Origin of the sequence: Citrobacter sp. EC_71 (genome assembly GCF_019584005.1) — a bacterium.
Lineage (GTDB): Bacteria > Pseudomonadota > Gammaproteobacteria > Enterobacterales > Enterobacteriaceae > Citrobacter > Citrobacter werkmanii.
In genome coordinates this window covers 72,353-87,856 of record NZ_VDAY01000013.1, presented here as the reverse complement: position 1 = coordinate 87,856, position 15,504 = coordinate 72,353, and the positions used below count along the sequence as shown (strand labels likewise).

Genomic DNA, 15,504 nt, shown 5'->3' with positions numbered 1-15,504 from the left:
CCCAATCTGTTAAATTGAGTTCTACCTAACTGCTACACTGCATCAACACAACCACTCAGAAGGCAGGTCAATATGTCAGACAATACCTATCAGCCCGCGAAAGTCTGGACGTGGGAAAAATCGAACGGCGGCGCATTCGCCAATATCAATCGCCCTGTTTCCGGTGCCACCCACGAGAAAACGCTGCCGGTTGGCAAGCATCCGCTACAGCTCTATTCGCTGGGTACGCCAAACGGGCAGAAAGTGACGATTATGCTGGAGGAGTTACTGGCGCAAGGTGTGAAGGGCGCGGAATACGATGCCTGGATTATCCGCATCGGCGATGGCGATCAGTTTTCCAGCGGCTTTGTTGAGGTGAATCCGAACTCGAAGATCCCGGCACTGCGTGACCACTCGCAAAACCCACCGGTTCGCGTATTCGAATCTGGCGCAATACTGCTCTATCTGGCGGAAAAATACGGTTATTTCCTGCCGCAGGATTTGGCAAAACGAACTGAAACGCTGAACTGGCTGTTCTGGTTACAGGGTGCGGCGCCGTTCCTCGGCGGTGGTTTTGGTCACTTCTATAACTATGCGCCGGTAAAAATTGAGTACGCTATCAATCGCTTCACTATGGAAGCCAAGCGCTTACTCGACGTGCTGGATAAGCAGTTAGCACAGCATAAGTTTGTGGCCGGAGATGAATACACCATTGCCGATATGGCGGTCTGGCCATGGTTTGGCAATGTAGTGCTGGGCAACGTGTACGACGCGGCAGAGTTCCTCGATGCAGGAAGTTACAAGCACGTGCAGCGCTGGGCAAAAGAGATTGCAGCACGTCCGGCGGTTAAGCGTGGTCGTATTGTAAACCGCACTAACGGGCCGCTGAACGAGCAGCTTCACGAACGTCATGACGCCAGCGACTTCGACACCAATACCGAAGATAAGCGCCAGGGTTAACGCAAGATGCCGGATGGCGGCATAAATGCCTTATCCGGCCTACATAGAAGGCGTAGGCCTGATAAGCGCAACGCTATCAGGCACTAACCGGTTGTCACGCGCTGGTGACGTCGTACTCCATGCGGCGAAGTGCGTCTAACGTGGCTTTAGCTTCATCTTCATCAATGATGCTCATGGCGAACCCTACGTGCACCAGCACCCATTGCCCGACCAGCTCAGCGGTATCACCTTCACAAATCAGGGCAATATTGACATCACGTTTGATGCCGCACACTTCAACCTGCGCAAGCTGGTGAATATCTTCACCAACGGCCAGAACCTGACCAGGGACTCCAATACACATATCTGACTCCGCCCCATAGCAACCTATGGGTTATTCGACTTCAATACTTTTCACTTTCAGTGAATCGCCTGCATCAACCCGCAGACGATCGCCCTGACATAGTGGACACTGCGCATCATGCTGGGTGATTTCCACAACCTGACTGCAATCCCAGCACCATGCCTGGGCTGGTTTGTAATCAATATGCAGCTCACACCCTTGCGCCAGCGTCCCCTGACAGACGATGTCGAAACTGAAACGGACGGCGCTCTCTTCAACGCAGGAGAGCGCTCCGATTTCCAGCCAAACGCCGGTTACACGTTTGACACCGTGCTGCTCTGCCTGCTGTTGAACAATCTCAACCGCGCTCTGACAAAGGGACAGCTCATGCATTTTCGCAGTTCCGACGGCCCAGCAGCAGCGCACGGCGATTTAGCTGCGGCGCATTCGGATCGCTCACCGGCAGCGATAACAGCATGCGCGCGCAATCGTCAGTCAGACGCACACCTTCTTGCGCCGACATGCTGTGCGAAAGCGGCGACATCAGTGAGCAAGAAAGGTATTGCGATACGCCATCCAGTTCACCAACGGTAAAGGTCATCTCGCCATACGGCAGACGCAGCCCAATTTTTTCGCTGACTTTACGCACCGGCCAGATCTGGTCCGGTCCGGGGAAAATCAGTGCGCTGAGCATCCAGGGTGTGATAACACACCCCGTCCACTGTCCTTCAAACTGCGTAAAATCAGAGACATATACCGGCATATTCGGATGCAAAAAAGAGAGATCGTGCATCGAACGCCGGGCAACCTCTTCAAACGCTGCCTGAATCTGCGTCTTCGGGGCCGTCTGAAAACCGACAAACTCCTCAGACATGAGCCGCCTCCCGAGGGATCGCTTCAACGCCTGATTCACGAAGCGCGGCAAGAACCTGCTCAAGCGCAGGTTCAATCATCGCTTCAACCGTTGGCGTTAGCCCGATATGCGGCTCCAGCGATTCTGGAATAACGCCGACTAAGGTCAGCTTTTTCGGAAACTCGCCGGTAAAACGCAGGGCCGACAATACGTCGGCCAGGCCAAGCTGGTGCGGTGAGATTTTGTTGGTAAACAGCGCCGGAATCTCTTCATCCCGCAGGACCATCATCGTTCCTGGCGTGTTTTTCTTCGACACAATGGCGTCAGCAATGATCAGATGATCTCTGTTCGCCATATCGCCAAGAAGCTCCATCCCAGCAGTACCACCGTCCAGAACATCAACAAAGTCTGGCAGAATGTACCGTTGCTCTAATGCCTCAACGATACGTACCCCGATGGCTTCGTCGGTCAGCAAAATATTGCCGACCCCTAAGACTAATATCCGCATTACAGAACCTTAACTGAGACCACTTCGTTCCCGTCAACGTCCACCACATGCACCGCACATGACATACAAGGGTCGAAGGAGTGAATGGTACGAACCACTTCCAGCGGTTTGTTTGGATCGGCGATTGGCGTGCCTACCAACGAGCGCTCGTACGGTCCGACTTCATCGTTGAAGTTACGTGGGCCTGAGTTCCAGGTTGACGGAACAACCGCCTGGTAGTTGCTGATAATACCGTCTTTAATCACCATCCAGTGAGACAGCATACCGCGCGGCGCTTCGAGGAAACCAACGCCTTTAAATTCGCCCGTTGCCGGAATATCCGGTTTCACGAAGGTGGTGTGGTCGCCTTTACCGATGTTCACAATCAGCGCGTTGTACTGATCCTGCAGAACGTTCTGCAGTTCACAGCAGTGAACGGTACGGCCAATGATACGGCCCAGCGTTGAGTGCAGTTGCGACACTTCGATGGTTTTACCGGTCAGCTTGGTGTAAATCGCGATGATTTCATTCAGCTTGGCATGAGTAGACTCGCGTTTAGCCGCCAGTTTACACAGCATGTTGGCCAGCGGACCCACTTCAACCGTTTTACCGTAGAAGGTCGGCGCTTTAACCCAGGAGTATTTGCCGTCATCAGACCAGCCGGTGTAATCCGGAACCGTTGTGCCTTCCCACGGAGCCTGCGGCGCTTCGTCTTTGTACCACGCGTGTTTCGCACTCTCCTGAATCCCTTTGATCAGGTACTCATCGGAGTGAGAGGTGATCGGACGATAGGTCGACAGATCTTCATTGGTGATGTAACCACCCGGGAACAGGAAGCTGCCGTTTTTACCGTCAGTCGGGAATTCCGGCGCGCTGAGGTAGTTAACCGCACCCTGACCACGTTCCAGCCACTCAGGATAGAACGCAGCAATAACCGCGGTATCAACTTTGTAAACCTGCTCAACAAAGTCGCTCAGCTTGTCGATGAAGGACTTGATGTACATCAGACGCTCAAGGTTCAGCACGCCGAGGCCGTCGAGGTTAATTGGGTTAGCAACTCCACCTACCGCCAGGTTCTGGATGTGCGGCGTTTTACCGCCCAACAGCGCGACAACGCGGTTGGCATCACGCTGGCATTCCAGCGCCTGCAGATAGTGAGCAACAGCAATCAGGTTCACTTCCGGCGGCAGCTGCATTGCCGGGTGGCCCCAGCAACCGTTGGCAAAAATGCCTAACTGACCGCTGGCGACAAGATCTTTGATCTTATTCTGAACCTTGGTGAACTCTTCCGTGCTGTTCAGGTGCCAGGAGGACACACCGTTCAGCATCGCGGACGCTTTCGCTGGATCGGCTTTCAACGCGGAGGTGATGTCCACCCAGTCCAGCGCAGACAGCTGATAGAAGTGAACAATATGGTCATGCGTGGTGTGCGCGGCCAGAATGATGTTACGGATGTACTGTGCGTTCACCGGAACATCAATATTCAGCGCGCTTTCTGCTGCACGAACGGAAGAGATAGCGTGAGTGGTAGTACAAACGCCACAGATACGCTGAACAATCATCCAGGCATCGCGCGGATCGCGGTTTTTCACGATCTCTTCCATGCCGCGCCACATGGTACCGGAAGCCCATGCTTTAGATACCACGCCATTTTCGATTTCGCAGTCGATGCGTAAATGACCCTCAATACGGGTTACCGGATCAATAGTAATTCTCTGGCTCATGCTTTGCTCGCCTCATGACGATTTTGATCGTTTTGTTTTAAAGGAGGAAGTATCGGCAGTAGACGAATGAGTACGATGTATGCACAAATCTCAATAGCCACAAAACCAATAGAAATCAACAGTTCTTCCCAGGTTGGGAAGTAGTGGTAGCCACCACCAGGATTGAACGCCACCAGCGAATAGGACAGACGCCATGTCGCACAACCCAGCAATGCACTCAGCGCAGACAGATACAGCATGCGTGAGTCATTACGCAGCTTAGTGACGCGCAGCACCACCAGCGGGAAGACCATCAGTACGACTTCAATCCAGAACATTACGGAGTAAAGATCGCCTGCAAACGCATAGGACAGTTTGTCGCGATAGATTAACTCGCCAAAGCGCAGAACCACGAAAATCGCCAGCAATATGCTGATGGTATTCGTCAGCTTGATGAACAAGCTTTTCTCGTCCGGACCGTTACCTTTCAGACCAGCTTGTACCAGTGAGCCTTCAAAGATGACGATCGAGAAACCCATAATAAAAGCGGTTAATACGGAGAAAAGCGGCAACATTTCATACGCTTGCCATAGCGGATGCACCTTATAACCCGCAGAAATCATCAATGAACCCATTGAAGACTGATGCATGGTTGGCAGCAGTGCGCCGAGAGCGATAATAAAGAACATCACTTTATTCAAACGCTTGAGGGAGACTTTCCAACCCAGACGTTCAAACAGAGCCGGAGCAAATTCCAGCGCCATGATGCCGATATAGATGGTCATACAGACCGCCGTTTCGAACAATACCGAGTTCACGTTGAAGTGACCTGGAATGTAGAAATACGGCAGGTTCCAGTAACGACCGACGTCAATGGTGATCGACAGACCACCCAGCGAGTAGCCAAACAGGCTTGCCAGCAGCGCCGGACGCACCAACGGATGGTATTGCCCTCTGTTGAAAACATACACCGCCCACGCCAGCGCCCAACCGCCGCACGCGAAGCCGGTACCAATCAACAGGTCAAACGCGATCCAAACACCCCATGGGAAACCGCCGTTCAGATCGGAGACTGAACCCAATCCGAAGACCAGACGTTTCACGATCAGGAGCATACACAGGACGATTAACGGCCCAAAAATAATGACCGGTTTGCTGATTATTTTCCCGCCCAGCGGTTTAGGATCATGACTCATGATCGTCTCCTCCGTCGTGATGGTCGTTTTTCGTATTACGACGAACCAGCACGGTTAAGCCCGCCAGCGCAGCCAGGGGTAATATCATGCCCTTATACAGGGAATGTTGAACATGTTCAGAACGCGCACCGGTTGAAAGATCATCCAGTTTCGGCAGATCCAAATCTTCGTAAGGAACCCCCGTCAGCACCATCACCTGCGTACCACCACCTTCCTTCTCACCGTACAGGTGTGGGTAGTACTTCGGTACCGTATGCAGATAGGTATCGCCCGCTTTCACCGTCTGACGCGGATAGTGGTATTCGCTGCCAGGCTTCAGCGCGAGACGTTTTTTCGCCTCAGCCATCAGCTCTTCACGCGTACCAAAAATCACCGCACCGGCAGGACACACTTCAACACAACCCGGTAAACCGCCTTTATCCAGACGTTCAACACCTTTCTGGTTACACAGTTCACATTTGTGAAGCGCACCAAACGGGTTGTTATAGTCGTACTTAGGCACGTTGTACGGACAGGCGACCATGCAATAGCGGCAACCTGTACAGACATCTTTGTCATAGTGGACGATGCCGGTTTTCGGATCTTTCTTCAGAGCGGAGACCGGGCAAACGGAGACGCAGTTCGGATCGACACAGTGCATGCACTGTTTCTTAATGTATGCGTAGCCATTTTCTTCCTGGTCTTTGTTAACGCCTGTTCCACTACGCCACACCTGGATGATGTTATTGGTATACGGCGACAGCTTGTCGTTGTTTGACCAGGTCTGCTCGCCTTCCGGGTTACGCGCCGGAAAGTTGATGTCCTGACACTTGGTGACACAGGCCTGGCAGCCCACGCATAGCGTCGAGTCATAGAGCATCCCAAGAGACCCAGGGATTGGCGGACGGTTTTCTGCAGCCGCATGGCTGATGGACGGCGCAGCGCCCAACAGCAATGCCCCGCTGGAGGCTGCTTTAATAAAGTTACGTCTGTTCACGGTTATTCTCCCCGTGAGTCAGCGTTATCTTTCTTCTGCTGACGACCCAGTTCACGAACCGCCATCACGCTGACGCCGGCGACCAGCCCTACCACGCCACCAAGCAGCCCAATCGCGCCGGCAGAGACATTGCCACCTTCTTTCATGTTGACATCAGGCTTCTCGGAGCGCGGGGTTTGGTTTTCCACATGAGCAAGCTGGTGAATACCTTTATGGAAACCGACGCCTTCTTCGTTACAGCCGTAGCAAGGGTGACCGATAGCCACCGGCCACACGCCGCCAACATCGCAGAATTGCAGCGTTGAGCAGTTGCCGTAGGTTTCTGGTCCTTTACAGCCCAGATGGTAGAGACACCAGCCTTCACGATGGCCTTCATCGCCAAACTCTTTCGCAAAGCGGCCAGCATCGAAGTGCGGGCGACGTTCGCAATGTTCGTGAATCAAACGGCCATAGGCGAATGTTGGACGGTTTTTGGTATCCAGCTTCGGCGGCTTACCGTAAGTGATGATATGCGCGACCGTTGCCAGGAAGTTATGCGGGTTCGGCGGACAGCCCGGAATGTTGATGATGGTTTTGCCTGGCAGAACTTCCTGCAAGCCGACTGCACCCGTTGGGTTAACGCCAGCGGCAGCAACACCACCCCACGCGGCGCAAGAGCCGATGGCAATGATAGCGGCTGCGCCTTCAGCGGCCCGGCGGATATGATCCACGATCGGCTCACCGGCAACCATGCAGTAAATACCATTATCTTTCAGTGGGATAGAACCATCTACAACCAGAACATATTGCCCTTTGTACTTCTCCAGAGCGTTATGTTTATTCTCTTCAACCTGATGGCCGAAGGCGGCAGAGAGTACCTCGTGGTATTCCAGGGAGATTGTCTCCAGGACGAGGTTTTCCACTGTAGGGTGTGTCGCGCGAAGCAGCGATTCAGTACAACCCGTACACTCCTGAGCACCAATCCAGATAACCGGTGGGCGCTGAGGGCGGGAAACTGATTCGGCCATTTCTGCGGCGGCTTTGCTACTGAGCCCCATGGTGGCGGCCAGTGCTGCACAAAGCTTCATGAAATCGCGGCGATTGATGCCGCTCGAATTGATGAGAGAGTTATCTCCAGTCATTTTATAGTTATTCCGTTGCGAAGACCTGGCTTTTTATTTTGCACCATTCGCATGTTGCATATTGCGATCGGCGCGCCATTTACCACACTTTTTATATGGTTATGTGCGATATAATACTTCGACGGAGCAACAAAACGAAGGCGTAGGTCAATAGTGTAATTAATTAAAGCAAGATAATACCCCTTTCGGATCAAGCTTCGAGCCGATAGCCGGCCATGAAAAAGCGAATTGTTGTACTGGACTGGTTCTCTTTAAAGAAATCCATCACCATTTCCTTATCCAGTCCATAGCGACGCGTCAGGATGCCCGCTTCCCACGCGCTGAGCTGTCGATCGCCAGTTTTTTCAAACATTCGATGTGAAAACCCCAGTACAAAACCGCGTTTATAATCCGCGCAAAAATGCGCCACCGAGCGTGCGCTATCCGCATTTTCCGCGTTTAATCCGGCCATCAGGCCTTTACCAAAATGGTTGTCCATGCATAACCCTCAATCGCTATATAATAAATTATATAGCGATTTTTTAAGCAAAGACCAGAGGTATCAGGGACTTTTTTGTGCCAGCTTAAAACGACACCCAGTCATCCGTTTTAGCTGTTGCAGAGGTTTTGCGTTCTGCTGAAGGGGAAGCGGTCGCAGTAGCAGTGTATTGCACGTCGGTAGCTGATAGACGGAACTGTTGCACCGAACGTTGCAGATCTTCCGTTTGCCGTTCCAGCGCGACTGCCGCGGCGGAAACCTGTTCGACAAGCGCGGCGTTCTGTTGCGTAACGCTGTCCATCTGCGTGATCGCCACGCTTACCTGTGAGATGCCTTTGTTCTGTTCTTCCGAAGCAGAGGCGATTTGTTTCATGATGGTGGTGACTTCTGTCGCGCCGCGCAGAATCGCCTCCATCGTTAATCCGGTCTCTTTAACCAGACGAGCACCCTGATCGACACGACGCGACGATTCGCCAATCAGCGTCTCAATCTCTTTGGCCGCTCCGGCGCTACGGCTGGCAAGATTACGCACCTCACCGGCAACCACGGCAAAACCGCGCCCCTGCTCGCCCGCTCTGGCCGCTTCAACCGCCGCGTTAAGCGCCAGAATATTGGTCTGGAAAGCAATGCTGTTAATCACAGAGGTAATTTCCGCGATCTGTTTAGAACTGGCGGCAATGCCGTCCATGGTCTCAACCACTTCTGAAACCAGCGAGCTACCTTTACCTGCCGTTTCTGTCGCCGTATCGGCCAGTTGGCTGGCCTCACGCGCATTTTCGGCGTTCAGTTTTACCGTTGCGGTCAGCTGCTCCATGCTGGCGGCGGTCTCTTCCAGCGCCGCAGCCTGCTCTTCAGTACGTGAGGAGAGGTCGTTATTACCGGTGGAAATTTCCGTCGCCCCTCGCCAGATGTTGTCACTACCAGAACGAATGGTACTCACGGCTTCGCGCAGGCTGTCCTGCATCGCGCACAGTAACGGCACCAGTTGGCCCACGCAGTTACGACCAAAATCTTCAATAGAATGGCTGAGATCGCCCTGCGCAATTTGTTGAAATTGTTGGCGAATACGTCCCAGAGGTTTCACCATCATGGCGACGAGGTAGCGGTCGGTAAAGAACAGGAGCGCAATACCGAGGATTACGGCGGTGATAATCAGGGTCCGGATGATAGACGTTTTGCCATCGACCATAACGCGGGTGGTATCGAGCCTTTCACCCGCAGTGGTGTTAAAACGCTCAGCGCTGGCGCCAAATTCACGGCTCAAGGCTGGCGTAACGGTGCTGGCATGCTCCGCAAAGGCCGTGAGCGTGCCCTGCTGCGCCAGTTGCATTTGTGGGATCACGCCGTTATCCAGCAGCGCCTGCCACTTGGTCAGCACTGCCGCGGCGACTTCCGGATCCATGGGGCCGGGAGACAATGTTTTCATCTCCTGGAGTTTTTTACTCATATTGTCCAGGGACTGTTGCGCTGGCGCAAAATCCGGCGTTCCGCCGCTAATTTTGACATCCATTGCGCGACTTAACCGCGTCACAAAACGAAAATACTGATCGTTACCCTGGCTGAGAACAGTCATCTGATGGACAAGATGACGGTCAATATCATTCCCTTCTGATATTTTTGATAAAGAATGAAGACTGAATAAACCCACGCCCGACCACAGCAGGCAAAAAAGTCCCAGTATTGCCAACATGACAATACGAATAGTGAAGTTTTTCAGCAAACCCATAATAATTTCCTTGCCGTTGATGAGGAATTCGCCACCAGGCGATACTTATCCTTGTTATCGGCAGCCGATAGAGAAGATATAATGTGTTCTTTATTTTTTTACTTTCTTAAGTCCAACCCATATCTCTCCAGACGATATCAACATGAATGCTAATGAAATTAGCTAGCATTATTATTCAGATAACTCACCTAAATCATTTAATAATGCTTTGTTTTCTATCACAAAGATTTATAAAACCCAGCAAGAGTGTGCTCCCAGGCTAAATCAGCGGCAGCTTTCTCATAACGACAGGTCGGGGCATTATGAAAGCCGTGATTAACGCAAGGAGATATATAGCCTTCCCAGGCCAGCTCCTTCAATAATTGGCGGTTCGAATGCCGCTCAGTTTTTTATCCCAGTGTGACCTGTGAACGGAATATTCACCGAGAACCCGCTAGAATAGAAACGCTGTTTTGAAATTCACCTGCACTAAGGAGATCTCATGGCCTGGTTTGCCAATCCTGAACGTTACGAGCAAATGCTCTATCGCTACTGTGGACGCAGCGGTTTACGCTTACCCGCACTGTCGCTGGGTTTGTGGCACAGTTTTGGGCACGTTCAGGCGCTGGAGTCACAGCGCGCCCTGCTGCGTAAAGCCTTTGATTTAGGCATCACCCATTTTGATTTGGCCAATAACTATGGGCCGCCTCCAGGCAGCGCAGAAGAGAATTTTGGCCGTTTACTGCGCGAGGATTTTGCACAATACCGAGATGAGCTGATCATCTCCACCAAGGCGGGCTACGACATGTGGCCAGGGCCATACGGTTCTGGTGGTTCGCGTAAATACCTGCTTGCCAGCCTCGACCAGAGCCTGCAACGCATGGGGCTCGACTATGTCGATATCTTCTACTCACACCGCGTTGACGAAAATACGCCAATGGAAGAGACCGCCTCAGCGCTGGCCCATGCGGTGCAAAGCGGTAAAGCACTGTATGTCGGCATCTCGTCCTATTCTCCGGAACGAACGCAAAAGATGGCCGAGCTGCTACGGGAATGGAAAATTCCGCTTCTTATCCACCAACCCTCTTACAACCTGCTTAATCGCTGGGTAGACAGCAGTGGCTTGCTGGATACGCTGGAAGCTAACGGCATGGGCTGCATTGCCTTTACGCCGCTGGCCCAGGGGCTGCTGACGGGGAAATACCTCAACGGCATCCCGGAAGGTTCACGTATGCAGCGTGAAGGGAAAAAAGTCCGTGGGCTGACAGAAAATATGCTGACGGAAGAAAACCTTAGTAGCCTGCGTTTGCTCAATGAGATGGCGCAACAGCGCGGACAGTCGATGGCGCAAATGGCCTTAAGCTGGTTGCTGAAAGACAACCGGGTCACTTCGGTATTAATTGGCGCCAGCCGACCGGAGCAGCTGGAAGAAAACGTTCAGGCGTTGGCTAATCTGACGTTCAGCGCCGAAGAACTGGCGCAGATCGATAAACACGTCGCTGACGGTGAGCTGAACCTGTGGCAAGCCTCATCTGACAAATAGCCGTTTGTCACTCCGTGCCGGGTCGCAATAAAGAGCTACCCGGCCATGGTAATGCGCCATGACCTCATACTTCTTCTGCTTTGAGCTCTGGACGCTGGTATTCAGGCCACACCAGCGCGACGAGCGCAGGGTAAGCCTCCAGGCTGAACTCCCTGAAGCATTGACGTAAGTTGAGCACGTCCAGATCGGCATGCGGGACCTTCTCCCCGCTAAGACAGCGTTTTTTTATATTGTCGTAATATTTATACACCGCAGAGTTAAGGTCGCTACAACGCCGCTGCGCATCAAATAGGCCTGGTGTCTCATTCAGCTCCACCATCGTCATCCGTTTGATCGTCGAGTGGATAAAATCGATATATTCGTGATTAACGCGCCAATACCATACCGGGGTAATCGAATTCATCAATACAGAAAAATGATCTTCACCCTCTTCTTTACTCAAGATTTCCGGCTGGTGTCCAGCGTTACCATTTTCTGCATAGCGGTTTTTATTTGCGCTGCGCATCAACAAAAGCACCCCGCAGGTAAGCAATAGCAGGGTAATAACAGAATAAAATATACTGTTCATATACTGGCTCCATTTTTTTTGATTTTAAAATTACACCATGCTATTGTCAACGCAGCCTGACATATTAAAAACAATACAGTATTGGCATCAAAGGATATTTCAACATGCTTCCCGAGCATCTTGTTCCCGCGCATTATCATTTATCTCAAACATCGACTAATACAATTCCCAAAGAAAATAGTGAAAATTTGACTCAGGGAAAGAGAACATTAAGCGATTATGAAGCAGATATTTTGATCAGCGCTACAGCGACCGGCCAGGCGCGCAATATGTTGTTTGAGGAGTGCGACCGTCATTTAAAAGAACGTTTGTTTTGCGCGGCAAAGATTGAGTCATTCACGCGCTTGCTCAATTCATTGCAAGCGGAGGGCGACATTAACGCACAAGAATTAAGTAAAATCTTGACCGAAAAAACAGCCACCATTAATGAGCAAGGCAATAAAATTTGGCTTAATTTAATTACCCGCGAAACCAGCGACCCTATTTTTTATTCTCTGGAAGAGAAATAAAATGAAAGATGTTGAGGATAATAATGTTTATTTGGCTTTAGATGACCATAAAAGTGATGAGTTTGTCTTAAAGCAGAATTTAGCTATCCTGATTGCCAATAAAAACGCGACGCTGGAAAGCGTTGCCCAGGAAATGGTTTCTATACCCGCCGCACTGGTGCGGATGAAATGGCAAAATCGTCGCGAAATTTATGCGCTACAGGCGAAAGAAGAGATCTATGGCGCCGCGATTGAGGCCATCATAGCCCAACAACCCGAACTGCGGGATAAAATCATGGCCCGGCTGGAGAGCACCTACCAGCATATACTCGCGCGAGAAACGGCCACCTTACGCCTGACGCGCAAGCTGTCCGAAGGCAGCTACGAACCGACCAGGATAACCACGGTCGCGTTGGATGAAAACAGATAAGAACAGGTTTGTAAGGCGTGGAATCAGGATAAGCAGGCCGGGTAGGTGAAAACCACTACCCGGCGAGAAAGTTACTTCGCTTTCACGGTCTCTTCACCGACCAGACCAATCTTCAGGAAACCGGCCTGATGCAGCGTGTCCATTACCTTCATCATGGTTTCATAATCGACGGTCTTATCTGCACGGAAGAAAATCGTGGTGTCTTTCTTCCCTTCTGTCAGCGTAGTTAGCTCGCTAATCATGGTTTCATCCGTCACCTGATTATTGCCAATAAACATACTCTTATCGGCTTTGACTGACAGATAAACCGGTTTTTCCGGACGCGGCTGCGGCGTGCTGGTGGAGGCAGGGAGATTCACCTTCACATCCACTGTTGCCAACGGCGCGGCTACCATAAAGATGATCAATAAAACCAACATAACGTCGATAAACGGCGTCACGTTGATTTCATGCATTTCACCGTTATCGTCCAGGTTCTCATTAAAGCTCATTGCCATGGAACATTACCCTACACGTAATTTCTGCGCGGCACGTACCGGATGCGCGGAGGCGCTGGCGTTCAGGTCCAGATCGCGACTTTGCAGCAACAGCACCTGCGCCGCAACATCGCCCAGCATCGCTTTATAGCTGCCAATCTGACGTGCGAAAATATTGTAGATGACGACCGCTGGAATCGCCGCAACCAGACCAATCGCGGTCGCTAACAGCGCTTCTGCAATGCCCGGCGCAACAACGGCCAGGTTGGTGGTTTGGGTTTGTGCAATCCCGATGAAGCTGTTCATGATACCCCATACCGTACCGAACAGACCCACGAAAGGCGAGATTGCCCCGATGGTGGCCAGGTATCCGTTACCGCGTCCCATATGACGACCTACCGCCGCCACACGACGCTCCAGACGAAAACCGGTGCGCTCTTTAATACCTTCGTTGTCGTCACTGCCTTCAGAAAGTTCCAGCTCGTTCTGCGCTTCGTAAATCAACTGTGCGCCAAGGCTTTTAGCATCGAATCCTGCGGCAATCTCGTTTGCCTGGTCTAAGGAGCGGGCATCCGCCAGCAGTTGCTGTTCACGCTTAAGACGGCGTTTCTGAGTAAAGAACTCAAGGCTCTTACTAAAGAAGATAGCCCAGGTGACCACTGACGCTAAAATCAGCCCAATCATCACGCACTTAACCACGATATCGGCGTGCTGATACATACCCCAGACGGAAAGGTCCGTCTGCATCAAATTATTACCCACTCTGTATCTCCAGGACGCAAATCACAAAATCTAAGCGTAATCATATCAAAACAACGTCGAATTGATAGTCGTTCTCATTACTATTTACATATTGCCGCACCTTTGGTTTCTTTTCTTTGCGCTTACGCAGTAAAAAAGTCACCAGAGGCATTTTGAGATTATTTTCTACTGTATGACCGTTCTACAGGATGCGTCATCTTTGATTCATGGTAGTTTAGACATCCAGACGTATAAAAACAGGTAATACACCATGGCAGATAAGCAACTTGAAACCAAACTCGTTCACGCAGGACGCAGTAAAAAGTACACGCTGGGCTCGGTAAATAGCGTGATCCAGCGCGCTTCTTCGCTGGTGTTTGACAGCGTTGAGGCCAAAAAACAGGCCACGCGCAACCGCGCTAACGGTGCGCTTTTCTACGGACGTCGCGGAACCCTGACGCATTTTTCGCTGCAGGAAGCCATGTGCGAACTGGAAGGCGGCGCGGGTTGCGCGTTGTTCCCTTGCGGCGCGGCAGCTGTTGCCAACACCATCCTTGCTTTTGTTGAACAAGGCGATCATGTGTTGATGACCAATACCGCCTATGAGCCCAGCCAGGACTTCTGCACCAAAATTCTCGGTAAACTTGGCGTCTCAACGGGCTGGTTTGATCCGTTGATTGGCGCCGATATAGTGAAGCATATTCAGCCGAACACCAAAGTTGTCTTTCTGGAATCACCCGGCTCCGTCACCATGGAGGTACATGATGTACCAGCAATTGTTGCCGCCGTCAGAAGCGTTGCGCCTGAGGCTGTCATCATGATTGATAACACCTGGGCTGCCGGCGTGCTGTTCAACGCGCTGGATTTCGGTATTGATATCTCGATTCAGGCAGGTACGAAATACCTGATTGGTCATTCCGACGGCATGGTCGGCACAGCGGTATCCAATGCCCGCTGCTGGGACCAACTGCGCGAAAATGCCTATCTGATGGGACAAATGCTGGACGCCGACACCGCCTATATGACCAGCCGTGGATTACGCACACTGAGCGTACGCTTACGTCAGCATCATGAAAGCAGCTTAAAGGTCGCCGAGTGGCTGGCCAACCACCCACAGGTCGCTCGTGTTAATCACCCGGCGCTACCCGGCAGTAAAGGCCATGAATTCTGGAAACGTGATTTTACCGGCAGCAGCGGGCTATTCTCCTTTGTATTGAATAAGAAGCTTAATAATGAAGAGCTGGCCGCGTATCTGGATCACTTCAGCCTGTTCAGCATGGCCTACTCCTGGGGCGGTTTTGAGTCGCTAATTCTCGCCAACCAGCCGGAACACATTGCGGCAATCCGTCCGCAAGGTGAAGTGGACTTCAGCGGAACGCTTATCCGTTTGCATATCGGTTTAGAGAATGTTGACGATCTGATTGCCGATTTAGCCGCAGGATTTGTCCGAATCGAGTAACATTGCCATAGATGGACAT

General features: G+C 51.7%; 18 protein-coding genes. 5 read left to right on the top strand and 13 right to left on the bottom strand.

Annotated elements, in window-relative coordinates; all coding sequences use genetic code 11:
- Positions 1 to 72 precede the first annotated feature (72 nt).
- On the top strand, positions 73 to 939 hold the full coding sequence (yghU, locus tag FHD02_RS15345; protein ID WP_079939983.1) for a glutathione-dependent disulfide-bond oxidoreductase: 867 nt from the start codon (positions 73 to 75) through the stop codon (positions 937 to 939).
- A gap of 94 nt (positions 940 to 1,033) precedes the next feature.
- On the opposite strand, the gene hybG is transcribed toward yghU, so the two are convergent.
- From hybG to FHD02_RS15295, 10 genes are all read right to left on the bottom strand, one after another.
- Complete coding sequence (gene hybG, locus FHD02_RS15340) at positions 1,034 to 1,282, bottom strand: hydrogenase maturation factor HybG (RefSeq protein WP_003024459.1); 249 nt, start codon at positions 1,280 to 1,282, stop codon at positions 1,034 to 1,036.
- A 30-nt stretch (positions 1,283 to 1,312) separates the two neighbouring features.
- The gene (gene hypA / locus FHD02_RS15335; RefSeq protein ID WP_003828349.1) at positions 1,313 to 1,654 is read right to left on the bottom strand and encodes a hydrogenase maturation nickel metallochaperone HypA; all 342 of its coding nucleotides are present in this window, start codon (positions 1,652 to 1,654) and stop codon (positions 1,313 to 1,315) included.
- Positions 1,647 to 2,135: a hydrogenase-2 assembly chaperone gene (hybE, locus tag FHD02_RS15330; protein WP_220394059.1), complete on the bottom strand. Its 489-nt coding sequence runs from the start codon at positions 2,133 to 2,135 to the stop codon at positions 1,647 to 1,649. Before hybE ends, hypA begins: the two co-directional genes overlap by 8 nt.
- On the bottom strand, positions 2,128 to 2,622 hold the full coding sequence (locus tag FHD02_RS15325; RefSeq protein ID WP_032944999.1) for a HyaD/HybD family hydrogenase maturation endopeptidase: 495 nt from the start codon (positions 2,620 to 2,622) through the stop codon (positions 2,128 to 2,130). Before FHD02_RS15325 ends, hybE begins: the two co-directional genes overlap by 8 nt.
- Positions 2,622 to 4,325 (bottom strand): hydrogenase 2 large subunit, encoded by a 1,704-nt coding sequence (gene hybC / locus FHD02_RS15320; RefSeq protein ID WP_038633838.1) that lies wholly within the window; start codon positions 4,323 to 4,325, stop codon positions 2,622 to 2,624. Before hybC ends, FHD02_RS15325 begins: the two co-directional genes overlap by 1 nt.
- Positions 4,322 to 5,500: a Ni/Fe-hydrogenase cytochrome b subunit gene (gene hybB / locus FHD02_RS15315; protein WP_042310972.1), complete on the bottom strand. Its 1,179-nt coding sequence runs from the start codon at positions 5,498 to 5,500 to the stop codon at positions 4,322 to 4,324. Before hybB ends, hybC begins: the two co-directional genes overlap by 4 nt.
- Positions 5,490 to 6,476 carry a hydrogenase 2 operon protein HybA gene (gene hybA / locus FHD02_RS15310; RefSeq protein ID WP_003828357.1) on the bottom strand — a complete coding sequence of 329 codons (987 nt, stop codon included), beginning with the start codon at positions 6,474 to 6,476 and terminating at the stop codon, positions 5,490 to 5,492. Before hybA ends, hybB begins: the two co-directional genes overlap by 11 nt.
- A 2-nt stretch (positions 6,477 to 6,478) precedes the next feature.
- Positions 6,479 to 7,597: a hydrogenase 2 small subunit gene (hybO, locus tag FHD02_RS15305; RefSeq protein ID WP_003024486.1), complete on the bottom strand. Its 1,119-nt coding sequence runs from the start codon at positions 7,595 to 7,597 to the stop codon at positions 6,479 to 6,481.
- Positions 7,598 to 7,787: 190 nt separating this feature from the next.
- Positions 7,788 to 8,075, bottom strand: coding sequence for a DUF2623 family protein (locus FHD02_RS15300; RefSeq protein WP_038633845.1), 288 nt, complete (start codon positions 8,073 to 8,075; stop codon positions 7,788 to 7,790).
- Positions 8,076 to 8,160: 85 nt separating this feature from the next.
- A complete protein-coding gene (locus FHD02_RS15295) occupies positions 8,161 to 9,801 on the bottom strand; it encodes a methyl-accepting chemotaxis protein (protein WP_137361723.1) in 1,641 nt (546 codons plus the stop codon).
- Positions 9,802 to 10,282: 481 nt separating this feature from the next.
- Between FHD02_RS15295 and FHD02_RS15290 the strand changes: the two genes are divergently transcribed.
- The gene (locus tag FHD02_RS15290) at positions 10,283 to 11,323 is read left to right on the top strand and encodes an aldo/keto reductase (RefSeq protein ID WP_042310975.1); all 1,041 of its coding nucleotides are present in this window, start codon (positions 10,283 to 10,285) and stop codon (positions 11,321 to 11,323) included.
- 64 nt (positions 11,324 to 11,387) lie between these two features.
- Here the strand turns inward: FHD02_RS15290 and FHD02_RS15285 are convergent, their stop codons facing one another.
- Positions 11,388 to 11,891: an ESA_00282 family adhesion-associated protein gene (locus tag FHD02_RS15285; RefSeq protein WP_061382445.1), complete on the bottom strand. Its 504-nt coding sequence runs from the start codon at positions 11,889 to 11,891 to the stop codon at positions 11,388 to 11,390.
- 104 nt (positions 11,892 to 11,995) lie between these two features.
- Between FHD02_RS15285 and FHD02_RS15280 the strand changes: the two genes are divergently transcribed.
- Positions 11,996 to 12,400 (top strand): hypothetical protein, encoded by a 405-nt coding sequence (locus FHD02_RS15280; protein ID WP_220394058.1) that lies wholly within the window; start codon positions 11,996 to 11,998, stop codon positions 12,398 to 12,400.
- A gap of 1 nt (position 12,401) precedes the next feature.
- Complete coding sequence (locus tag FHD02_RS15275; RefSeq protein WP_038633861.1) at positions 12,402 to 12,809, top strand: hypothetical protein; 408 nt, start codon at positions 12,402 to 12,404, stop codon at positions 12,807 to 12,809.
- A 71-nt stretch (positions 12,810 to 12,880) separates the two neighbouring features.
- Here the strand turns inward: FHD02_RS15275 and exbD are convergent, their stop codons facing one another.
- Both exbD and exbB read right to left on the bottom strand, forming a co-directional pair.
- Positions 12,881 to 13,306: a TonB system transport protein ExbD gene (gene exbD, locus FHD02_RS15270; RefSeq protein ID WP_042310983.1), complete on the bottom strand. Its 426-nt coding sequence runs from the start codon at positions 13,304 to 13,306 to the stop codon at positions 12,881 to 12,883.
- 6 nt (positions 13,307 to 13,312) lie between these two features.
- Positions 13,313 to 14,047, bottom strand: a complete 735-nt coding sequence (exbB, locus tag FHD02_RS15265; protein WP_061382446.1) for a tol-pal system-associated acyl-CoA thioesterase — start codon at positions 14,045 to 14,047, stop codon at positions 13,313 to 13,315.
- Between the two features lie 250 nt (positions 14,048 to 14,297).
- Here exbB and metC point away from each other — a divergent pair, with 250 nt between their 5' ends.
- Positions 14,298 to 15,485, top strand: coding sequence for a cystathionine beta-lyase (gene metC / locus FHD02_RS15260; protein ID WP_137370467.1), 1,188 nt, complete (start codon positions 14,298 to 14,300; stop codon positions 15,483 to 15,485).
- Positions 15,486 to 15,504: the final 19 nt, after the last annotated feature.